We start from the raw sequence: 20544 nt of genomic DNA on the forward strand, positions 1-20544 counted from the left end.
TAAACTCCGCCGACTTCAATCTGGCCACCCTTCTTCTCGATGCCCACCATTCGTCCGCTTGCCCTCGCTCTTGGCTTCAGCCTGATCACGCTGCTGTCCGCCCCCGACGCCGACGCCGCGCGCAAGAAGAAGGCCGCTCCCAAGGCCCCGGCCGTCTCGGCGGCGTGTACCGATTTCTACGATTACGCCAATGCCGGCTGGCTCAAGGCCAATCCGTTGCCGCAGACCGGCGCCGTCACCGCACTGGGCCAGTTGTCCGAGCGCGCCCTGCAGCAGCAGCGCGAATTGCTGGACGCCTCGATGAAGACCCCGCAGGGCAACGTGCAGAAGTTGCTCGGCGACTTCTGGGCCAGCGGCCTGGACGAAGCCTCGGTCGAAAAGGACGGCTCCAACCCCATCGCCCCCTTGCTGGCGCGCATCGACGCGATCAAGAAGGCCAAGGATGTGCCCGCTTCCATCGCCGCGCTGCATCAGGTCGGTATCCCGGTCGGCTTCAACTTCGGTCCGGACGTGGATCTGAGGGCCCTGGATCGCCACATCGGTTACTTCATGCAAGGCGGCATGGGCCTGCCTGATCCGGCGTTCTACACCCGCACCGATGCCGACACCCAGGCGCTGATGGGCCGCTACCGCAGCTACGTCAAGCAGATGCTGGCGCTGACCGGCACCCCGGCCGACCGCCTCGAAGCCGATGCGGCGTCGGTACTGCAGATCGAAACCGCGCTGGCACGCAGTGCGCAGTCGGTGCCGGGCATCAACAACCCGTTCAACAACTACGCCCCGATCGCCACCAAGGAACTGACCAAGCAGTACAAGAACCTGCGCCTGGCCGACTTTCTGGAAGCGCAGGGCGTCAAGGACGATCTGGTGTCGATGGCCGACCCGGCCATGTTCAAGCAGCTCGACAGCATGATCGTCAGCATCAAGCCGGACCAGTGGAAGGCCTATCTGCGCTGGCGCGTGGGCGATGCGATGGCGCCGTATCTGTCCAAGAGCTTCCACGATGCCGAATACCAGTTCCGCGGCCGTCTGCTGCGTGGCGATGCATTGCCGCCGCAGCGCTGGCAGCAGGTGCTGGACGCGATCAATATCGCCGCCGGCCCGATGCTCGGTCGCGAATACGTGGCGCGTTACCTGAGCAGCGACACCCGCCGTCAGGCCGAAGCCATTGCCGACCAAGTGCGCGATGCACAGCTGGCCGCGCTGGAGCGCACCGGCTGGGGCAACGGCGAGGTGATCGCCGAAGCCAAGGCCAAACTGTCGGCGATGAAGATCGAGGTCGGCGCACCGCGTCGTGACCTGGACTACACCGTGCAGCCGATGGGCCGCGGCAGCTTCGGCGGCAACATGCTGATCGCCTCGACCTGGCGTCACCGCGAAGAAATGAAGCGCATCGGCAAGGGCAACGCCGACCGTCGTTGGGACGTACTGCCGCAGCAGCCGGCAGTGGCCTACGACATCGCGCAGAACCGTCTGATCATCACCGCCGCCGTATTGCAGGCACCGGTGCTGACCGCCGGCAGCACCCCGGCCGCGCAGTACGGCGCCTACGGCGCGCTGGTGGCACACGAAATCACCCGTGCCATCGACGCCAAGGGCTCGCTGGTGGATGCCAAGGGCGAGTTGCGCAGCTGGTGGACGCCGGCCGAGAAGACCAGCTGGACGTTGCTGACTGGCAAGGTGGCCAATCAGTTCGCCGCTTATCCGTACCCGGGCGTGCCCAACGTCAAGGTCAACGGCGCGCAGACCGCCGAAGAAAACCTGGCCGACCTGGCCGGCATCGAACTGGCCTGGCAGGCCTTCAGCAAGGCCCAGCCGGCCGCCACCGAGGCCGACAAGCAGGCGTTCTTCACTGCCTGGGCCGGCCTGTGGGCACAGCAGCTGTCGCCGAACGAAGCGGTGCAGCGTGCAAGCGCAGATATCCGTGCGCCGGGCCAGTGGCGTACCAACGGCCCGCTGTCCAACTTGCCCGAGTTCGGTGCAGCGTTCACCTGCAAGCCGGGCCAGCCGATGCAGCGTGTGGATACCGAGCAGTTGAAGATCTGGCGCTGATTTCAGCGCCAGACACAGTCACTGGAAATAAACACCCAGTCACTGGAAATAAAAAAGAGCGCGGATTCCGCGCTCTTTTTTTGTCTGTCTCGTTTTGTCTGTCTCGCACGTTCTTCCATCCCGAAGAACCACGCCCTGCTCTTCGTAGGAGCGGCCCTGGCCGCGATGAGGCGTTACCGATAACGCCCCATCGCGGCCAAGGCCGCTCCTACCGCTCAGCGCCTATCTGATCCGCCGCCACTCTCTCAACGCACCACGCGCAACGGCGGCTTGCGACCACCTTTCCCACCCTTGCCGCCGCTGCCGCCGAACGGCGATTGGCCACGCCAGTAACGAATCATCAGCCAACCGAACAGCATGCCGCCCAGATGCGCGAAATGCGCCACGCCCGGCTGCCAGCCGGTTGCACCCAGAAACAGTTCGATCGCACCGAACACAATCACGAAGGTGCGCGCCTTCATCGGGATCGGCGGAAACAGCAGCATCACCCGCTGGTTGGGAAACAACATGCCGTAGGCCAGCAACAGGCCAAACACCCCGCCCGAGGCACCCACCACCGGTGCGCCACTCTGGGTGAACCAGGCCATCAGCAGCTGGCACACGCCAGCGCCGGCCACACACACCAGGTAATAGGTCAGAAAGCGTTTCTGCCCCCAGGTTTGCTCCAGCGCCGCGCCGAACATGAAAAGCGCCAGCATGTTGAAGAACAGATGGTTGAAGCCACCGTGCAAAAACGCATAGGTCAGCAACTGCCACGGCATGAAGCTGGCGCCGGGCGAGAACGCATCGAAACCGTTGGAAATCGGCCACAACATCAGCGACGACAACGCCGCATCGGAGGGCAGCACACCGGCGCCCAGGTCGCCCAATGCCCACTGCAACAGGAACAAGCCGATATTGGCGATCAATAACGCTTTGGTGACGGGCGGCAGTTGTGGCATGGCGGCATCCTTCGGAATGCCAACCATCATAACGGCAGGCTTATGAAGGCCCCCACACAGCCGCATCCAGGGTTTGCGCGGCACTGGCACGCCGCACCCGCCCCTGCTCCACCGCAACGCCCTCGGCACGCAGGCGCCGACATTGCTCGCGGTAGCCAGACGAGCCTTCCGGCAACGCGATCCGGCCATCGCTGCGCAGCACACGATGCCAGGGCAGCTGCGGATCGTCGTTGCCGCTGAGTACGCGCGCCACCAGCCGCGCCCGACCGGGAAGGCCGGCACGCAGCGCGACTTCGCCGTAACCGGCAATCTGGCCGGAAGGAATCGCACGGATCACTTCAAAGATGCGCAGTCGTGCCTGCTCGCTGGAGAGCGCCGCACCATTGGACGCGGAACGCGCAGCTGGCTTGGCACACGGACGAGGACTGGCTTGGCGAGGCTTGGACATCACGCAAGAATGCCACTTAAGGATAGAAGCCCCTCTCCCGCCGGGAGAGGGGTTGGGGTGAGGGTACGGGCGCAGCCACGCACGGCTGAACAAGCAAGGCAGTCAAACGCTACGCAACGCCGAATGAGGTACCGCCGACATTGAACACCGGCTCCAGGTTGATCGATGCATCGCTTGTACCGACCCTCACCCCACCCCCTCTCCCGGGGGAGAGGGGCTTTGAGCTGCTGCTCTCGTCCGCGCAGCTACAACCGCCACAGCTGCCGCAACCACCACCTCAATGCATCAACACAATCTCTTCGGACGAAGTGGGATGAATCGCCACGGTCTCGTCGAAGTCGCGCTTGGTCGCGCCCATCTTCACTGCCACCGCAAACCCCTGCAGCATTTCGTCCGCACTCTCGCCCAGCAGGTGCACACCGACCACGCGCTCCTCCTCGCCCACGCACACCAGTTTGAACAGGCTGCGCTGGGGTGAATCGGCCAGTGCATGCAGCATCGGGCGGAAGTTGCTGCGGTAGACGCGCACTGCACCGTGGTAACGCTCGCGCGCCTGCTCTTCGGTCAGTCCAACATGCCCGAGCGGCGGATGCGAGAACACCACGCTCGGCACGCCTTCGTAGTCCATGCGCGCATCCGGCTGATTGCCGAACAGGCGATCCATCAGCTTGCGACCGGCCGTGATCGCCACCGGCGTCAGCCCGACCTTGCCGCCGACATCGCCGATCGCATGAATATTCGGCACGCTGGTGGTCTGACCCTCGTCCACCACGATTTCGCCTTTTTCGCCCAGCGCGATACCAACCGCCTCCAGACCCAGCCCAGCGGTATTGGCGCGTCGACCCGCGGCAAAAAACACCTTGTCGAAGACATCATTGCCCTGCTCGCTCGTATGCGCCGGGTGCCCATGCACATGCAGCCCACCGTCGGCATCGCGCTCCAGGCCGGTGGTACAAAATCCGAAATGCAGGCGCACGCCGAGATGGCGCAGGTTGTCGGCCAGCTGCAGGGTCAGTTCGGCATCGAAACGCTCCAGCAGCCGCTCGCCCTGCACGAACAGATGCACGCGGCTACCCAGCGCCTGCAGCAAGCCGGCGATTTCAACCGCGATATAGCCGCCACCGACAATCGCCACCTGTGCGGGCGCATGGCAGAGATTGAAGAAATCGTCGGACACTTCGCCGTGCTCGGCACCGTCCACGTCCGGGCGCAGTGGATGCGCACCGGTGGCGATCACGATGTGCTCGGCGGTCACCGGCACGCCGTCGCTGCCCATGAGGGTGTGCCGGTCCTGCAACACGCCGCGTTGCGGAATCATCACCACGCCATCCTCATCGAGCCGGCGCCGATAACTGGCATGGATGTTGGCGATGTAGCCCTGCCGATGCGTGACCAGTTCCTGCCACGCCAATGTCGGCCGCGGCACATCGAAACCGAGCGCGCTGGCCAGTGCGATTTTTCCGGCCAGATCGGCTGCCAACCACATCGCCTTCTTCGGTACGCAGCCCAGATTGACGCAGGTGCCACCCAACTCGTTCGGCTCCATGATCGCCACGCGGGCGCCGTGTTTTGCCGCGCGAAATGCCGCCGCCAATCCACCGGAACCGCCGCCCAGGATCACCACGTCGTAGTCGTAACGGGCGCTCATGCGAATCGCTCCGCGCGGTAAACAGGCGGGTCCAGCGCAGGTGCGCGGCCCGTGATCAGATCGGCCATCAGTTGTTCGCTTGCAGTGCTCATGCTGATGGCGAGCATGCCATGCCCTGCCGCGAGCCAGACGTGAGGACGGACGGCAGGTCGCGCATGGTTTGTCTATCGGCTGCAATCGGGCGCAATCAACCTGTCACCGGCGATCCAGTCGTCATGGCAGCGACGAGCAATACGTCATGATCCTGCCCACCACTGCGTGCTGGGCCTGCAGACCTGGCCTGGGAACTGCGCACAGTGCAATGCCGCGCAACCCGCAGCAATACGCGTGCTACGACACGTGTCACTCCAGGCACGCGCTGCCATGTCGCATCGGCGGCACGCGCAGATAGGTCACGCTACGCCACAGCCACTCCATCGGCCCGAAGCGGAACCAGCGCAGCCACAGCCGACTCAGCACCACCTGCAGCGCGAACAACCCCAGCGCAAACGGCAGCTGCCATGCGCGCGGCAACTGCTCGAAATAACCAAGCCCGTAACCGTAGAACACCCACGTACATAACAACGACTGCAGCAGATAGTTGGTCAACGCCATGCGCCCGGCCGGTACGAGCCACGCCAGGCGCGGTGCAAGCCGCACCACCCATGCGGCATAACCCAGGCTCATCAGCGGCCCGGCGATCAACGACAAGGCGAAGGCGCCCGACACACGCAAGTCCAGACGCGCCGGATCCATCCACGGCTCCAACGCATAACTCACCAGCATCACGCCCAGCCCGAGCGGCAACACGCCATAACGCAACGTGCGAAACAGACGCGGAAAGCGCTCGGGTGCGGCAATCGCGCCGCTGCGCACAAACCAGCTGCCCAACAGAAACATGCCAAGCATCGCCGGGCCATTGATGCTCAGCCCGGTCATCGCTTCCTGCAGGTCATGCCAGCGCTGCAGCGTCGCTTGCAGGTACGTGCCGCTGCCGTACGCGGCGCGCTGCGCCTGTACGTTCGCGACCGCCTGCTGCGCCGCATCGGCCATCGCCGCCTTCCACTCCATCGCAGCTGCCGGATCGGCCTGCGTCAACGTCCCTGCCGCGCCGTACAGCAGCATCAAGCCAGGCGCGCAGCAGTACACCAGCGCCGCAACCCACGGCAGCGCCACCGTTGGCACCGAGCGGGTGGCCAGCAACAGCAACGCCAGCAAGGCGTAGGTCACCAGAATATCGCCGGACCACAGCAGCAATGCATGGGCCAGCCCGATCGCCAGCAATCCAAGGGTCCGCCGCAGATACGTGCCGAAAAACGCGCGCCCGGCCTGCTCGGCGCGCTGCGCCATCACCGCAAAGCCCATGCCGAACAACAACGCGAACAAGGTGTAGAACTTGCCCTGCACGAAGAAGTAGACCAGCGCATCGGCAACACGATCGATGCCATGCCAGTGCGGATCCACGCCGGTGAGCGCCAGATCGAGCGGGCCGACGAAGGCTTCGATATTCATCAGCAGGATGCCCAGCAGCGCAAAGCCGCGCAGCACATCCAGCACGACGATGCGCTCGGTTGCGGCAATGGGCTGCAGAAAATCGCGTGGTGTCATCAAGGCTCGGAGCGTGGTGTGCACGACAAAATGCAAACAGCCCGCCAAGGTGGCGGGCCGTTCAACATACAGAGGTCATCCAGCCTGGCTGGCAAAACGCCGCAATCGCTCGTCAGCTGAAAGCGGAAGGCGTCCGGAAATCGGCGTGTACGCGTAACACATGCCGATTTGGAGCGCCGACCACGCCCGCCTGACGGCTGCGCACGCGTTTCAATCACCACGCTCAGTGGTGATGGCCGCCTTCGCCATGCACATGTCCGTGGTCGCGCTCTTCCTGGGTGGCTTCACGCACGTCGATGATTTCCACATCGAAGTGCAGATCCTTGCCGGCCATCGGGTGGTTGAGATCCACATCGACCACGCTCATGCCGACCTTCTGCACCGTCACTGCGCGCGGGCCGAAGTTGGTCTGCAGCATCACCTGGGTACCCGGTGCCAGCTTGGTGGCGCCGAAGTGCTTCTTCGGCACGCGCTGGCTCAGGCCCTCGCGGTATTCGCCGTAGGCCTCGGTGGCCTTGACGTCCACGCCGAAGCTCTCGCCGGCCTCTTTGTCCATCATGGCCGCTTCCAGGCCCGGAATGATGTTGCCGTGGCCGATCATGATCGCCAACGGGTCACGTTCCTTGGAGCTCTCGATCGGCTCCTGGCCGATCTCCGAAACGGTGTAGTGGAAGCGGACGACGCTGTCTTTTTCGATCTTCATGCCTGGCTCTGAATGGGCTGCCCGGTGGCAGACAGTGGAGGACGGCTTGTCGGCCGCCGGGTGCGCCGCCATCATGGCGACCTCTACGAACAGACCATTATCCCGGCTCCATGCCTATCACGCCAGTTTTCGCCGCTCACACCCGTCGTGTTGCGGCCAGTGCATTGCTGGGCCTGCTCGTGCTGTTGGGCGGTTGCGCACAGACCCTGGTGCGTCGCCAGGCTGCCGCCCCACCGCCGACTGCGCGCGTATGGCCGCAGGTACCGCCTGCAGACCCGGCCGCAGCCAACAACATCCTGATGCGCGCCTTGGGCCTGGTCGGCACGCCCTACCTGTTTGGCGGCAACACGCCGGAAACCGGTTTCGACTGCAGCGGCCTGGTCGCCTATGTTTACAAGGATGTATTGGCGTTGGCGCTGCCACGTACCTCGCGTGAGCTGGCCGCCATCCAGGGACCCAGAATTTCGCCCGAAAAGCTGGCGACCGGCGATCTGGTGTTTTTCGGCTCCAGCGGCAACGTCACCCATGTCGGCATTTATGTCGGTGAAGGCCGCTTTGTGCATGCCCCCAGCACCGGCGGTACAGTCCGCTTGGATTTCCTGGACGGAGCCTACTGGCGTGACCATTATTCAGGTTCAAAGCGTGTTTTACATTGAAACGTGACGTTCATCACAAGTCACAGAACGGAAATTTAACCTTTTTTGAACGTAACGATTCTTTCACCAAGGCATCATCGCGCATCGACAGCAGAAATGTGATTCCCGCGTGACGAACGACGAACAGATCAATCCTGGCGCCGCACCGCTTCCGCCCCGGAAACCGCTCCGCCTGCTGTGCGCCACCGCTCTTTGGCTCGCAGCCCTTCCCGCTCTGGCACAGACCGCCAACGCTCCCTCATCCGTTCCGCAGACGACCACGCCAGACAGCGCCGTCGCCGCCGAGAAAGCCGCAACCCGCAGCCGCGCCGACGCCGCTGCCACCGCAACCCTGGCCGCCCTGCTTCCGCATCTGGCCGCCAATGACGCCATTCCGCTGATGGACCGTTCGGCGATGTTCGCCGGCGACCTCAGCCGCCTGCTGGCCAACTATGACGTTTCGCAGAGCGCGGCCAACGCCGCCCAGAACGCCGTGGCCGACAGCCGTGTCCAAGTGATCCTGCAACGCGCCATGGCCCTGCTCGGCACCCCGTACGTCTGGGGCGGCGAGTCCACCGAAGGCTTCGACTGCAGCGGCCTGGTCGGCTATGTGTTCAAGACCGCCCTGGGCATCGACCTGCCGCGCGTCTCGCGTGATATCGCCCGCGACGAATCGGCCGAACTGATCAAGGACCCCTCCGCGCTCAAGGCGGGCGATCTGGTGTTCTTCGGCCGGCGTGGTCGCATCGACCATGTCGGCCTGGTGGTCGGCGACGGCAAGTTCCTGCATGCGCCCAGCCGCGGCAAGGACGTGCGCGTGGATTCGCTGGCCAGCGGTTACTGGAGCGAGAAGTTCATCCAGGCGCGTCGGGTGCTGTGATTCCCGGCGCCTGATCCACTGCATGACAGACGAAGGCCGCGGCGATCCCGCGGCCTTTTTCGTGGCAGTGGTTTTTTAGGTTTGTGCTTCAACCGCAGTGAACCAATCGACCGCAACACCGCGCAAACACGTGGATCCCACACGGGTCACCCGGTGCGCAGCCACTCGGTCAGTGCGCAGCATCCGCCTTGTAATGCGACATGGTGTCCTCGATGCCCTTGCTCAGTTCCATCACCTTGAGCGCGTACTCGGCCAGGCGCTGATCCTCAGGCGTGTCCGGCTGCCATGAGGGCACTGCCACCGGTGTGATCCCGTCTGGATCCATCGCCACGAACACGATGATGCAATGCGTGCAAAGCCGCGAGTCGCCGCCCATGGGGCTGCGCGCCCGCACATCGATGGCGAAATGCATGCTGGTGCGCCCGGTGTAGACCAGCTTGGCCGACACCGCGACCAGATCCCCGATCCGTACCGGCGCCACAAAGCGAATGCCACCCACCGCCACAGTGACGCAGTAATGCCCGCTCCAGCCACTGGCCGCGGCAAAGCCCACCTGGTCGATCCACTTCATCACCACGCCGCCGTGCACCTTGCCGCCGAAGTTGACGTCGCTGGGCTCGGCCAGAAAACGGAATGTCAGATCACGCTGCTCGCCAATCACCGCCCGCCCTCGTCAATGGATGAGCTGGCAGTGTGCCATGCAGGTGCGACAGAAGCGCGCAGGGACATTCGACGTTCCGGGTGTATTCGATCAACCGCGTATCGCTTCAATGTTGTCCTGCTTGCGCAAACACAACCAAGGGAAATGCAGCTGTTTCAACTTGAACATCCGCCGCAGGCGCGCACTCGGCCGTCGCGGGTCGAATAGCCATTGCACTGCAAACCGATCAAACGTGGCGTAAGTGTGTTGATGGTAGTGCGCGGCCAGTGCGGGCACACCCAGCTCGGTGAAGTAGTGCAGGCTGCGCGCGGCGCTTTCGCTGGCGCGTTGCGGGTCTGCGTACAGCGGGCTGTCGAGGATGTGCAGTTCGCCGCCGTCGCGCAGTTGGGCGAGCAAGCGGATGACCAGCGCGGCGGGGTCGGCGAAATACTGGATGCAGGCCGGCAGCACGATGACGTCGAAAAGATCACGTGGCAGTGCCAGGGTCTGGATGTCGGCGGCGATGAAACTCAGGCGCTGGTCGTGGCCGAATACGCGTGCGGCCTGGGTCAGTTCGGTGCGATTGACGTCGATACCGCAGACGTCGCGTTGCAGCGATTGCGCCAGCAACTGCGACAGCCAGCCGTTGCCGCAACCCAGTTCGAGAATGGCGCCCTCGCCTGCACGCGCCTGTAGATGCTGCACCAACAACGCGCTGGACAGCGCGCGCACCCGCCATTCCAGCGTCATGCCGAGCTTGCCGCTAGGCCTTGGCAGGCTGCGCACCTGCGCATCGGTGTAGAGCCGGCCTTCCTTGCGCCGAATCTCCAGATACTGCTGCTCGAACGGATCATCGGCCAACGAGCGCTGCACGAATACGCCGTCAATGCTCTCCAGCTCGGACAACTGCTGCAGCCGATCGCGCAGCGCGGGAAATCCAACACTCATCGGTCGGTCGCGGTCAGCGCTGCGAGCTGGCGCGATCGGTCAGCGGATCTTCCAGCCCCACATTGGTCGATGCCGACTCGTAGACCGCCTTGTCCAACAAACCGGTTTCCTTGGCCACCAGCACCGGTACCAGCATCTGCCCGGTCACGTTGGTCATGGTGCGCATCATGTCGAGGATGCGGTCGATCGCATACAGATAGCCGATGACTTCCAGCGGCAGGTTGGCCGCACTGAGCACCACGGTGGCCATGATCACCGCAGTGCCCGGTACGCCGGCCGTGCCGAAGCTGCCGAGTACAGAAGCGATCAACACCACGAAATACTGATTGGCAGTCAGTGGCACGCCGGTGTATTGCGCAATGAACACCGCGCACAAGGCGGGGAAGATCGCGCCGCAGCCATCCATCTTGATGCTGGCACCCAGCGGCACCGCGAACGCGGCGTAATCCTTGCTGACGCCCAGGTTATGCGTGATCGAGCGCATCGCCACCGGCATCGCGGCAAAGCTGGACGAACTGACGAATGCCACCTGCATGCCCGGCGCCGCACCACGGAAGAACTTCCACGGATTCAATCCATGCAACAACAACAAGCTGCTGTAGACCACCACGATGTGGATCGCGCAGGCCACATACAGCGCCAGTACGAAATTGCCGAACGGCAACAGCTTCGCAAAGCCGTAGCTGCCCACCAGACCGGCGATCAGGCCGAAGGTGCCGAGCGGGGTCATCTCCAGCACGAAGCGGGTGACCTGGATCATGATGTCGCTCAGTTGCGCGGTGAGCTTGCGCGCCTCGGCCACGCGCTCGCCGAGCTTGACCATCGCAAAGCCCAGCAGCGCGGCGAAGAAGATCACCGGCAGGATAGAACCGCGCCCGGCCGCCAGGACCGTCTCGCCGGCCGCATTGGTCTTGGTGCCGATGCCGGTCAGTGCGTAGAACGGGTTGGAGGGCACCACATCCAGAAGCACCTTGATCGGGCTGGGCACATCGCGCGGTTTCCAGGCCGAATCCACGCTCAGGCTGAAATGGCCGGCGCCGGGCTGCATGAGCGTGCCCACTGCCAGACCCACGCCCACCGCCAGCGCGGCGGTGATGACAAACCACAGAAAGGTACGCCCGCCGAGCGCGGCGACGGATTTTTGCCCGTGCAGCGAGGAGATCGCATTGATCACCGCGAAGAACACCAGCGGGATCGCGATCATCTTGATCAGGGTGACGTACAGATCGCCGAGTGGGCCGAACCACACATCGGCTGCAGGGCCCATGGCCGCTCCGGCGATCGCACCCAGCACGAAGCCGGCCACCACGCGTTGCCAGAACGGAATGCGCAACCAGGCCGAGACCAATGTCATGCGTCGAATCATCCGGGGGGAGAGTGCATGCACGATAGCTCAGGCCCGCGCTGGCCGCGAGACCACGACTGGAACAGCGGTGTGTCATCTGTGTGACACCAGGCATCCCGGCATAATGCGTGCTGATTCAGTCACGAGTTCGATACCGATGCGTTACCGCCTGCCTGCCCTCGCCGCCCTGACCACCTTGTGTGTCGCCGCCTGCGCTTCCACCACCGGCACCAGTGCGTCCGCGCCTGCCGCCGTGCACGTGGAGGTGCCGCAGGTGACGCATCCCGCCGGCGAGACGCCGCAATGGTGGTACCGCTCGGGCGCCGCGCGCGCAGCCGGCAACGGCGCGATGGCCGGGCGGGCACGCAATGTGATCCTGTTCCTGGGCGACGGCATGAGCCTGACCACGGTGGCCGCCGCGCGCATTCTGGATGGCCAGCGCAAGGGCGGGCCGGGCGAAGAGAACCTGCTGTCGTGGGAGCAGTTCCCGGCCACCGCCTTCAGCAAGACCTACAACACCGATTCGCAGACGCCCGATTCGTCCGGCACCATGACCGCGATCACCACCGGGGTGAAAACGCATATGGGCGCGATCGGCGTCAGCAGCGGCAACCGCAGCGACTGCGCCGACAGCCTGGGCAAGGGGCTGCTGAGCTGGCTGCAACTGGCCGACAGCGCCGGCATGGCGACCGGCATCGTCACCACAACCCGCCTCACCCACGCCACCCCGGCGGCCACCTACGCGCATTCGCCGGACCGCAACTGGGAGAACGACACCGACCTGCCCGAGTCCGCACGCACTGCCGGCTGCCAGGACATCGCTCAGCAACTACTGTCCACCGCGCGCTTCGGACGCGGCCCGCAGGTGGTGCTGGGCGGCGGGCGCAGCCAGTTCCAGACCGTGCAAGAGCGCGACCCCGAGTACGACGACAAGGTCGGCCTGCGCCTGGATGGCCGCGATCTGGTCGCCGAATGGAAGCAGGCGCACCCGCAGGGCGCCTATGTCTGGAACGAACAGCAATTAAAAGCAGCCGCCGGCGCACCCGCGCTGCTGGGCCTGTTCGAACCGGATCACATGCAGTTCGACCACGACCGCAATCGCACCCCGCAAGGCGAGCCCAGCCTGACCGAGATGACCCGCACCGCGATCCAGTCGCTGTCGCGCGACCCGAACGGCTTTGTGCTGATGATCGAAGGCGGCCGCATCGATCATGCCAACCATGCCGGCAATGCCTACCGCGCGCTCGACGAGACCGTGTCGCTGTCCGATGCAGTGCGCACCGCCGTGCAGACTGCACCGCCGGACACGCTGATCATCGTCACCGCCGACCACTCGCATACGCTCAACTTCGTCGGCTACCCGGTGCGCGGCAATCCGATCCTGGGCAAGGTGCGCGGCACCGGCGGCGAAGAAGGCGACCGCACCCAGCTGGCTACCGACCTGGCCGGCCAGCCCTACACCACGCTGAGCTACGCCAACGGACCCGGCCACACCGGCGCCAGCAACGCGCAACCGGCCGGACCGAAGAAGTATCCGCACGAACCCAGCACCAGCGAGCCTGCTTCCGGACGCCCGGATCTGACCCACGTCGACACCGAAGCGCCCAGCTACATGCAGGAATCGCTGGTGCCGACCAAATCCGAAAGCCATGGCGGCGAAGACGTCGGCATCTGGGCCACCGGCCCGGGCAGCGCGGCCTTCCGCGGCACGCTGGAAGAGAACGTGATCTACCACGTCATCGTGCAGGCCACCCCGCGCCTGCGCGAGCGCCTGTGCAAGGCCGGCACCTGCGACAGCGCCGGCGTGCCGGTGGAGTTGCCGGCATCGGCGGCGTTCGAGACTGCGACCAAGCGTTGATGTGCAGTGTTGCGCCGTTGCGATTGGCAGGCGGTGGCAATCCGCTACCGGTCGCACCTTGCCGCAGCGCTGTCTTGATCGGCATGCACAGATGACTGCCCTGGCGCTCCCTGCGATGCCGCCGGGCCCGATCCTTGTCGCCTACAGCGGCGGCATGGATTCGGGCGTGTTGCTGCAGCTGCTGGCAGCCGCGCCTCGCTATCGCAACATCGGCTTGCGCGCGGTGCACGTGCATCACGGCTTGCACGCCGACGCCGATGCATGGGCTGCGCATTGCCAGCGCCAATGCGATGCATTGCAGATTCCCTTGCAGATCGCGCGCGTGAAGGTCGCGCGCGACAGCGGCCTGGGTCTGGAAGCGGCCGCACGCCATGCGCGCCACGCCGCGTTTGCCGAAACACTCACGCCCGGCGAATGGCTAACGCTGGCGCACCATCGCGACGACCAGGCCGAAACCTTCCTGCTGCGTGCCCTGCGCGCTTCCGGCCCGGACGGCTTGGCTGCCATGCGCGCGCAGCGTCCATTCGCAGGCGGCATGCTGTGGCGTCCACTGCTGCACCATGCACGCACCGACTTGCTGGCCTATGCGCAGGCACATGGGCTGGAATGGATCGAAGACCCCAGCAATGCCGACATACGGTACGACCGCAACTTCCTGCGCACCCAGCTCATGCCTCTGCTGCAGCAACGCTGGCCACAGGCCGCCGAGGCGTTGGCGCGCAGTGCGCACCTGAGTGCCGATGCCAGCGCGTTGCTGCTGCAAGAGGACACCGCGCTGCTGCCCACGATGCTGACCGCAACCGGCGCGCTGGATCTGCAGCGGTTGCGTGCGCAGCCGGCGACACGTCGGCCGCGCCTGCTACGCGCCTGGGTGAGTGCGGCACACGCCCCGCCGCTGCCCGCACATGGCATCACCGCGCTGGAGCAGGAAATCGACAACCACGCACCGGACCGGCAAGCGCGCTTTGCCTGGCAACAGGTCGAAGTGCGTCGCTGGCGCCAGTGTCTGTATTTACTTCGCCCACACGCAGAATGGCCGCCGCAGTGGCAGACGCACTGGGATGGCCAGGCGGCGCTGCAGCTGCCCGATGGCGCGCAGTTGCAGTTACACGGCGCCCCCGGCCTGCGCTTCGCGCAACCCCTGCTGGTGTGCGCACGCCATAGTGGCGAGCGCATCGTGTTGCCGCAACGTGCGCACTCGCATCGCCTCAAGCACCTGCTGCAGGAACTGGATCTACCACCCTGGGAACGCGAACGCCTGCCGATCCTGTGGGACGGCGACCAGGTACTCGCCGCCGGCGATCGCATCATCTCGGCCGCATTGAACAACTGGCTGCAGGCCAATAACGCAGCGTTGCGATGGCACAGCAACACAGCTGCGAATTGACCCGCCTGCGCGCGCGCCGCACACTTTACCGATGGCCAAGAAGTCCTTGAACGAAACATCCCCGGTTGCCCGCTTCGAACAGTCGCTGGAAGAACTCGAGCAACTGGTGCAGAAGATGGAAGTCGGCGACCAGAGCCTGGAGCAATCGCTCATGGCCTATGAGCGCGGCATCGGCTTGTACCGCGATTGCCAGCAGGCACTGGAACACGCCGAACTGCGCGTCCGCATGCTGACCGACCCCGCCCGCCCCGATCTGGCAGAAGCCTTCGAACCGCCGTCGCCGGACGGCAGCTGAGGTGAGTTCGGCGTTGTTCGATCACTGGATCGCCCGTACCGAACGCAGCCTGGAGGCATGCCTGCCAAGCACAGCGCTTGCCCCGCAACGCCTGCACGCCGCCATGCGGCATGCGGTACTGGGCGGCGGCAAGCGCATGCGTCCGTTGCTGGTGTATGCGACCGGCGCGCTGTTCGACGCCGACGAAGACAGCCTGGACACCCCTGCCGTGGCGGTGGAGCTGATCCACGCCTATTCGCTGGTGCACGACGATCTGCCGGCGATGGACGACGACGCGCTGCGCCGCGGCCAGCCCACCGTACATATCGCCTTCGATGAAGCCACGGCGATTCTGGCCGGCGATGCGCTGCAGACGCGCGCGTTCGAACTATTGGCTGCGGCATCGGTGAGTGCCGACCTGCGGGTCGGCTGGCTGCAAAGCCTGGCCAGCGCTGCAGGCGCTGCCGGCATGTGCGGTGGCCAGGCACTGGATATCGATGCCACCGGCCAGCTGCAATCGCTGAGCGACCTGGAACGCATGCATGCACTCAAGACCGGCGCGCTGATCCGCGCGGCGGTGCGCATGGGCGCGTTGACCGGTGGCGCCGCGCATGCCGACCAGCAGCGCCTGGACGCCTTTGCCGATGCGCTGGGCCTGGCGTTCCAGGTGCGCGACGACATCCTGGATGTGGAATCGAGCTCGGCGCAGTTGGGCAAGACCGCCGGCAAGGACGCTGCGCAATCCAAATCCACCTATCCCGCCCTGCTCGGGATGGAGGGCGCCAAGGCCAAGCTGGCAGAGCTGGCCACGCGCATGCACGACGTCCTGCAGCCCTACGGCCAGCCCGGCGAAACGCTGGCGACGCTGGGCCGGTTTGCGGTGGACCGCGCACACTAGCGCGACGCTCAAAACGACCACGCACCCATACAAACGGCCCACGCGATCAAACCCGGACGTCGCTGCGTGGTCGCTCCCCAACGGCAGCGATGCATGCATCGATCCTGCGATCGCGCCGACATCTGCGCACACCGTGCGCCAGCGCACGGTGGAGGCGTCGAGCGTCCTCGAATAACCGGGGTTCTGCGTTACAAAACGTAAATTCTCTCTCCATAAATTTTCACAAGGGAATTTATGCAGCGTGCGTTAAAAATGTGGATGGACGCACACCTTGGAGCCAAATTGTCGCCATTTCTGTCCATATTTGCCATTCCAGCGCCATCAGCAGGACAAAAACAGCACTAATCGATTGTCTTGTCGTGCCCGCTCGCTCTGCCTAGGTTGGTCTGCCCGCGTTCAGCGGACATCCCCCGATCACATGGAGAGTTGCTGGTGAAGAATGTTTTTCTCGCATCGTTTGCAGCAGGTACGTTGGCCGTTGTTGGCGTGCTCGGATCGGCGCAGGCGCAATCCGTGCGCGGCCCGGTTCCGTTGACCATCGAACTGGCGCCGGTCGCCGATCAGGCTGGGCGGCACCAAGGCAAGATCGCCGTCACCGTTACCAACAACGGCAGCCAGATCGCCCGCGTCCCGACCTACCAACTGCCGCTGAAGTCACTGGATAACGGCATTCTGGACGTCAGCCGCGATGGTACGCCGGTGAACTACACCGGGCGCCTGGTCAAGCGCGGCCTGCCCAAGGCGGCCGACTTCACCATCCTCAAGCCCGGCCAGAGTGTGCAGGGCGAGGTCGATCTGGCGGGTGCCTACGATCTGTCCACCAGCGGCAACTACACCATCCAGGTCCGTTCGTCGCTGCAATACGCCTCACTGTCCGATGGCAGCCTGATGAAGGCGGCCAACGGCGAGCCGGCCGTGGCCACCAGCACCCCGCTCACCGTCTGGCTGGACGGTGCGCGGCGCGGCGCGCAGCGCCAGCTCGCAGTCGGCCCGACCGCCGTGGTCAACGGCATCAACTATCTCAACTGCAGCACCACCCGCACCAGCCAGGCCGGCAGCGCGGTCACGGCGGCCCGCGCCTACTCGCAGAACGCGCGCAATTACCTCAATGCGGGCAGCACCGGCGCGCGCTACACCACCTGGTTCGGCGCCTACAACGCCTCGCGCTACAGCCGCGTCAGCCAGAACTTCGTGGCCATCGACAACGCGCTGGACCAGAACAACGGCCAGATCACCATCAACTGCAATTGCACCGACAGCGCCTACGCGTACGTCTATGCAAACGCGCCTTACGAGATCTACGTCTGCAACGCGTTCTGGAGCGCGCCGACCCAGGGCACCGACTCCAAGGCCGGCACGCTGGTGCACGAGATGAGCCACTTCACCGCAGTGGCCGGCACCCAGGACCGCGTGTATGGCCAGTCCGGCGCGCGCAGCCTGGCGATCAGCAACCCGGCCCAGGCGATCACCAATGCCGACAGCCACGAGTACTTCGCCGAGAACACCCCGGCGCAGAACTGATCCAGCAGTCCGTCTGAAACGCCAAAGGCCCGGCATCGCTGCCGGGCCTTTGTCATTTGCACCGCGCCGGATTACTTGATCAGGCGCAGCGTGAACGGATAACGGTAATGCTCGCCGTTGTTGGCCTTGACTGCGGCCAGGATGCAAAGCACCAGGTTGGCGATCCACACCAGCGTCGGCACAAAGAACAGAATGCCGAACGACACGATGGTCAGGATCACCGCAGCCACATAGGCGATGATCACGGTGATCTGGAAATTCAACGCTTCCTTGGCCTGGTCGGTGGCGAACGGCTTGGACGGGCTGGCGTCCTTGCTGATCAGCCAGATCACCAATGCGCCGATGAAGGACGTGAGGATGCCGAGCAGATGCGCGGCCAGCGCCAGGGTGCGCTCCTCCGACGGCGAGCTGGTGCCGATCGGCGGTGGCGGCGGTGCAGCGTGTGACTCGAAGTCGCTCATCTATGTCTCCCCATGCATGGTTGTGGTGCGGCGGACTATAGCAACCCTTCAGCCAGCCACCAGTGCGGGAAGACATGGTCTCGCTTGCGATGCTCCACGGCAGTCGTCGGGAGCTGTGAGTGCAGCCGTTTCGATCGGCGCGCTCAGCTGTCGCCCGCCACCGTCATGCGGTTGAGCAGCACCGCACCGATCTTGACGTGCGAACGCGGATCCACATCGTTGCCTACCGCCTCGATGCCGGCGAACATCTCGCGCAGGTTGCCGGCGATGGTCAGGCCGTCGACCGGATAGGCGATCACGCCGTTCTCGATCCAGAAACCACCGGCGCCGCGCGAGTAATCGCCGGTCACTGGATTGACGCCGTTGCCCATCAGTTCGGTGACCAGCAGACCGCGCGACATGCCGGACATCATCGAGGCCAGATCGCCCGCATTCGCAGTGACCTGCAGGTTGTGCACGCCGCCGGCATTGGCGGTGGTCTGCAAGCCAAGTTTGCGCGCCGAATAGCTGCCCAGGACATAGCGCTGCAGCACACCATCGGTAATCAGTGCCGAACGTCGCGTCGCCACGCCTTCACCGTCGAAGGCGGCCGAGCGCAGACCGCGGCGCAGGTGCGGCAGTTCTTCGATGTTGAACCAGTCCGGGAACAGCTTGGTACCGACACTGTCGAGCAGGAAGCTGGCACGCCGATACAGCGCGCCACCGGAGACCGCGCCAAGCAGATGGCCGACCAGCGAGCGCGCCACTTCCGGCGCAAACAACACCGGCAGCTGGCCGGTGGGGAGCGAACGCGGTTGCAGCCGCGCCAGGGTGCGCTCGGCAGCGTGGCGGCCGATCGCCTCGGGCGCTTCCAGGTCTTCGCGCGCCAGCGCGCTGCTGTACCAGCCATCGCGCTGCATACCGTCGCCCTGCCCGGCGATCAGCGCGCAGCTGATCGAATGATGGGTGCCGCGCTCGCGGCCGATGAAGCCATGCGAGTTGGCATACACCGACAGGCTGAGCCCGGTGCTGGCCGAGGCGCCATCGGAATTGCTGATCCGCGTATCGGCATCGCGCCCGGCGGTTTCGCAGGCCAGCGCCAGGTCCACCGCGGTGTCGGCGTCAAGCGCCCACGGGTGCCAGCTGTCCAGTTCGGGGAACTCGCGCGCCATCAGTTCCGGATCGGCCAGGCCGGCGGCCACGTCGTCTTCGGTATAGCGGGCGATCGCACAGGCCTGGGCGACGGTGGATTCCAGGCTGGAATCCTGCAGATCTGCGGTGCTGGCGCTGCCCTTGCGCTTGCCGAAGTAGACGGTGACCGCGATGCCGCGGTCGCGGGTGGATTCCACCGTTTCCACATCGCCCAGCCGCACGTTGACGTCCAGGCCGCGCTCTTCGCTGCAGCTCACTTCGGCCTGGGTGGCGCCGGCCGCACGCGCGCGCTCGAGCAGGCGCTGCGCGATGTCGGTGAGCGCGTCCAGGCGCTGCAGGCTGTCGTCGTGGACACGTGTTTCGGAGGAGAGTGCGTTCAATGCTTTATCCTTAGGAACGCGGATCCTTCCGCAAAAGCTCGGCCATCGTTGGCCGGAGTGTCTGAATTCAGTGCGGAGTGTTCCGCCGGCGCCCGGCCGTTCAAGGCCGGAGTTTTTATCAACCAAGTTTCGGGATGTAGTGGCAATGCGCGGACGCGACGAAGATACCGGTGAATTTCGCGGCGCCAGCCGCAGCCAGCAACGGCGCGAGGCGCTGGAAATTTTCGACCTGGGCGAAAAGCTGGTGGCGCTGACCCCGGCGCAGCTGGCCAAGTTGCCGGTGCCCGAATCGCTGATCCCGCATATCGAAGAGAGCAAGCGCATCACCTCGCATATCGCGCACAAGCGGCAGCTGGCGTTTCTGGCCAAGCACATGCGCCGCGAGGACGACGCCACGCTGAACGCGCTGCGCGACGCGCTGGATGCCAATAGCGACACCGCGCGCCGCGAAGTGGCTGCGATTCACCGCGTCGAGCGTTGGCGCGAGCGGCTGCTGGCCGAGAGCGACGTGGCGCTGGCCGAACTGCTGGAGGCGTACCCGGCCGCCGACCGCCAACAACTGCGTCAGCTGGTGCGCAACGCCATCGGCGAGCGGGCCAAGAACAAGCCGCCGCGCGCTTACCGCGAGCTGTTCCAGGTGCTGCGCGAGCTGTCTCAAGAGCCGGGATTGGAGATTGGGGATTCGGGATTGGAAGACGACGAATCGGCATCGGAAGGCGACGAATAGGGATCCGCCCGATTCATCCAGCCCCGCAACAGCCATCCCGGCCATCCCTGCCGTTGCGAATCCCGGATCCCGAATCCCGA

The 20544-nt window shown here is 65.0% G+C and carries 18 protein-coding genes, 1 other RNA gene and 2 pseudogenes; 9 read left to right on the plus strand and 12 right to left on the minus strand.

Going from position 1 to position 20544, the window contains the following annotated elements; all coding sequences use genetic code 11:
* The first annotated feature begins 39 nt into the window (after positions 1–39).
* Positions 40–2052 carry a M13 family metallopeptidase gene (locus XcyCFBP4188_RS08460; protein ID WP_006452362.1) on the plus strand — a complete coding sequence of 671 codons (2013 nt, stop codon included), beginning with the start codon at positions 40–42 and terminating at the stop codon, positions 2050–2052.
* A gap of 245 nt (positions 2053–2297) precedes the next feature.
* Here the strand turns inward: XcyCFBP4188_RS08460 and XcyCFBP4188_RS08465 are convergent, their stop codons facing one another.
* The 7 genes and pseudogenes from XcyCFBP4188_RS08465 to XcyCFBP4188_RS08490 form a co-directional block, all read right to left on the minus strand.
* Positions 2298–2993 carry a rhomboid family intramembrane serine protease gene (locus XcyCFBP4188_RS08465; protein ID WP_043889734.1) on the minus strand — a complete coding sequence of 232 codons (696 nt, stop codon included), beginning with the start codon at positions 2991–2993 and terminating at the stop codon, positions 2298–2300.
* Between the two features lie 40 nt (positions 2994–3033).
* Positions 3034–3441 (minus strand): MGMT family protein, encoded by a 408-nt coding sequence (locus XcyCFBP4188_RS08470; protein ID WP_043910468.1) that lies wholly within the window; start codon positions 3439–3441, stop codon positions 3034–3036.
* 277 nt (positions 3442–3718) lie between these two features.
* A complete protein-coding gene (gene gorA, locus XcyCFBP4188_RS08475; protein ID WP_006449971.1) occupies positions 3719–5089 on the minus strand; it encodes a glutathione-disulfide reductase in 1371 nt (456 codons plus the stop codon).
* A pseudogene (locus XcyCFBP4188_RS23355) lies at positions 5086–5226 on the minus strand (amino acid dehydrogenase); the annotation flags it as partial. The pseudogene XcyCFBP4188_RS23355 and the gene gorA, both read right to left, overlap by 4 nt.
* 205 nt (positions 5227–5431) lie before the next feature.
* Positions 5432–6676, minus strand: a complete 1245-nt coding sequence (locus tag XcyCFBP4188_RS08480) for a DUF418 domain-containing protein (RefSeq protein ID WP_104591922.1) — start codon at positions 6674–6676, stop codon at positions 5432–5434.
* A gap of 86 nt (positions 6677–6762) precedes the next feature.
* A non-coding RNA gene (locus XcyCFBP4188_RS08485) (sX9 sRNA) lies at positions 6763–6838 on the minus strand.
* 61 nt (positions 6839–6899) lie between these two features.
* On the minus strand, positions 6900–7379 hold the full coding sequence (locus XcyCFBP4188_RS08490) for an FKBP-type peptidyl-prolyl cis-trans isomerase (RefSeq protein ID WP_006449968.1): 480 nt from the start codon (positions 7377–7379) through the stop codon (positions 6900–6902).
* Here XcyCFBP4188_RS08490 and XcyCFBP4188_RS08495 point away from each other — a divergent pair.
* Both XcyCFBP4188_RS08495 and XcyCFBP4188_RS08500 read left to right on the plus strand, forming a co-directional pair.
* Positions 7378–8035: pseudogene (locus XcyCFBP4188_RS08495) on the plus strand (C40 family peptidase). The gene XcyCFBP4188_RS08490 and the pseudogene XcyCFBP4188_RS08495 sit on opposite strands and share 2 nt — an antisense overlap.
* 109 nt (positions 8036–8144) lie before the next feature.
* Positions 8145–8894 (plus strand): C40 family peptidase, encoded by a 750-nt coding sequence (locus XcyCFBP4188_RS08500; protein ID WP_006449966.1) that lies wholly within the window; start codon positions 8145–8147, stop codon positions 8892–8894.
* Positions 8895–9063: 169 nt separating this feature from the next.
* On the opposite strand, the gene XcyCFBP4188_RS08505 is transcribed toward XcyCFBP4188_RS08500, so the two are convergent.
* The 3 genes from XcyCFBP4188_RS08505 to XcyCFBP4188_RS08515 form a co-directional block, all read right to left on the minus strand.
* The gene (locus XcyCFBP4188_RS08505) at positions 9064–9555 is read right to left on the minus strand and encodes an acyl-CoA thioesterase (protein ID WP_006449965.1); all 492 of its coding nucleotides are present in this window, start codon (positions 9553–9555) and stop codon (positions 9064–9066) included.
* A gap of 90 nt (positions 9556–9645) precedes the next feature.
* Entirely contained in the window at positions 9646–10482 is an 837-nt protein-coding gene (locus XcyCFBP4188_RS08510) for a class I SAM-dependent methyltransferase (RefSeq protein ID WP_006449964.1), read from the minus strand.
* 13 nt (positions 10483–10495) lie between these two features.
* The gene (locus XcyCFBP4188_RS08515; RefSeq protein WP_006449963.1) at positions 10496–11836 is read right to left on the minus strand and encodes a dicarboxylate/amino acid:cation symporter; all 1341 of its coding nucleotides are present in this window, start codon (positions 11834–11836) and stop codon (positions 10496–10498) included.
* A 142-nt stretch (positions 11837–11978) separates the two neighbouring features.
* On the opposite strand from XcyCFBP4188_RS08515, the gene XcyCFBP4188_RS08520 reads away from it, so the two are divergent.
* The 5 genes from XcyCFBP4188_RS08520 to XcyCFBP4188_RS08540 all read left to right on the plus strand — a co-directional run bounded on the left by XcyCFBP4188_RS08520 (position 11979) and on the right by XcyCFBP4188_RS08540 (position 17765).
* Positions 11979–13685, plus strand: a complete 1707-nt coding sequence (locus tag XcyCFBP4188_RS08520; protein ID WP_104591932.1) for an alkaline phosphatase — start codon at positions 11979–11981, stop codon at positions 13683–13685.
* Positions 13686–13776: 91 nt separating this feature from the next.
* Entirely contained in the window at positions 13777–15072 is a 1296-nt protein-coding gene (gene tilS, locus XcyCFBP4188_RS08525; protein ID WP_006449961.1) for a tRNA lysidine(34) synthetase TilS, read from the plus strand.
* A gap of 31 nt (positions 15073–15103) precedes the next feature.
* The gene (locus XcyCFBP4188_RS08530; RefSeq protein WP_006449960.1) at positions 15104–15367 is read left to right on the plus strand and encodes an exodeoxyribonuclease VII small subunit; all 264 of its coding nucleotides are present in this window, start codon (positions 15104–15106) and stop codon (positions 15365–15367) included.
* Between the two features lies 1 nt (position 15368).
* Positions 15369–16244 (plus strand): polyprenyl synthetase family protein, encoded by an 876-nt coding sequence (locus tag XcyCFBP4188_RS08535; RefSeq protein ID WP_006449959.1) that lies wholly within the window; start codon positions 15369–15371, stop codon positions 16242–16244.
* 432 nt (positions 16245–16676) lie between these two features.
* Positions 16677–17765 (plus strand): M35 family metalloendopeptidase, encoded by a 1089-nt coding sequence (locus tag XcyCFBP4188_RS08540; protein ID WP_104591933.1) that lies wholly within the window; start codon positions 16677–16679, stop codon positions 17763–17765.
* A 71-nt stretch (positions 17766–17836) separates the two neighbouring features.
* On the opposite strand, the gene XcyCFBP4188_RS08545 is transcribed toward XcyCFBP4188_RS08540, so the two are convergent.
* Complete coding sequence (locus XcyCFBP4188_RS08545) at positions 17837–18226, minus strand: DUF4870 domain-containing protein (RefSeq protein ID WP_006449957.1); 390 nt, start codon at positions 18224–18226, stop codon at positions 17837–17839.
* Between the two features lie 143 nt (positions 18227–18369).
* Entirely contained in the window at positions 18370–19737 is a 1368-nt protein-coding gene (gene pmbA / locus XcyCFBP4188_RS08550; RefSeq protein ID WP_006449956.1) for a metalloprotease PmbA, read from the minus strand.
* A 145-nt stretch (positions 19738–19882) separates the two neighbouring features.
* On the opposite strand from pmbA, the gene yjgA reads away from it, so the two are divergent.
* The gene (yjgA, locus tag XcyCFBP4188_RS08555) at positions 19883–20464 is read left to right on the plus strand and encodes a ribosome biogenesis factor YjgA (RefSeq protein WP_006449955.1); all 582 of its coding nucleotides are present in this window, start codon (positions 19883–19885) and stop codon (positions 20462–20464) included.
* The last annotated feature ends 80 nt before the right edge of the window (positions 20465–20544 follow it).

It is taken from the genome of Xanthomonas hortorum pv. cynarae, assembly GCF_002939985.1.
Lineage (GTDB): Bacteria > Pseudomonadota > Gammaproteobacteria > Xanthomonadales > Xanthomonadaceae > Xanthomonas > Xanthomonas hortorum_D.

What these genes read in the sequence shown, in the direction of transcription:
- XcyCFBP4188_RS08460 (WP_006452362.1), top strand. Translation starts at nt 40, where the DNA reads ATGCCCACCATTCGTCCGCTTGCCCTCGCTCTTGGCTTCAGCCTGATC.
- XcyCFBP4188_RS08465 (WP_043889734.1), bottom strand. Translation starts at nt 2,993, where the DNA reads ATGCCACAACTGCCGCCCGTCACCAAAGCGTTATTGATCGCCAATATC.
- XcyCFBP4188_RS08470 (WP_043910468.1), bottom strand. Translation starts at nt 3,441, where the DNA reads ATGTCCAAGCCTCGCCAAGCCAGTCCTCGTCCGTGTGCCAAGCCAGCT.
- gorA (WP_006449971.1), bottom strand. Translation starts at nt 5,089, where the DNA reads ATGAGCGCCCGTTACGACTACGACGTGGTGATCCTGGGCGGCGGTTCC.
- XcyCFBP4188_RS08480 (WP_104591922.1), bottom strand. Translation starts at nt 6,676, where the DNA reads ATGACACCACGCGATTTTCTGCAGCCCATTGCCGCAACCGAGCGCATC.
- XcyCFBP4188_RS08490 (WP_006449968.1), bottom strand. Translation starts at nt 7,379, where the DNA reads ATGAAGATCGAAAAAGACAGCGTCGTCCGCTTCCACTACACCGTTTCG.
- XcyCFBP4188_RS08510 (WP_006449964.1), bottom strand. Translation starts at nt 10,482, where the DNA reads ATGAGTGTTGGATTTCCCGCGCTGCGCGATCGGCTGCAGCAGTTGTCC.
- XcyCFBP4188_RS08515 (WP_006449963.1), bottom strand. Translation starts at nt 11,836, where the DNA reads ATGACATTGGTCTCGGCCTGGTTGCGCATTCCGTTCTGGCAACGCGTG.
- tilS (WP_006449961.1), top strand. Translation starts at nt 13,777, where the DNA reads ATGACTGCCCTGGCGCTCCCTGCGATGCCGCCGGGCCCGATCCTTGTC.
- XcyCFBP4188_RS08530 (WP_006449960.1), top strand. Translation starts at nt 15,104, where the DNA reads ATGGCCAAGAAGTCCTTGAACGAAACATCCCCGGTTGCCCGCTTCGAA.
- XcyCFBP4188_RS08545 (WP_006449957.1), bottom strand. Translation starts at nt 18,226, where the DNA reads ATGAGCGACTTCGAGTCACACGCTGCACCGCCGCCACCGCCGATCGGC.
- yjgA (WP_006449955.1), top strand. Translation starts at nt 19,883, where the DNA reads ATGCGCGGACGCGACGAAGATACCGGTGAATTTCGCGGCGCCAGCCGC.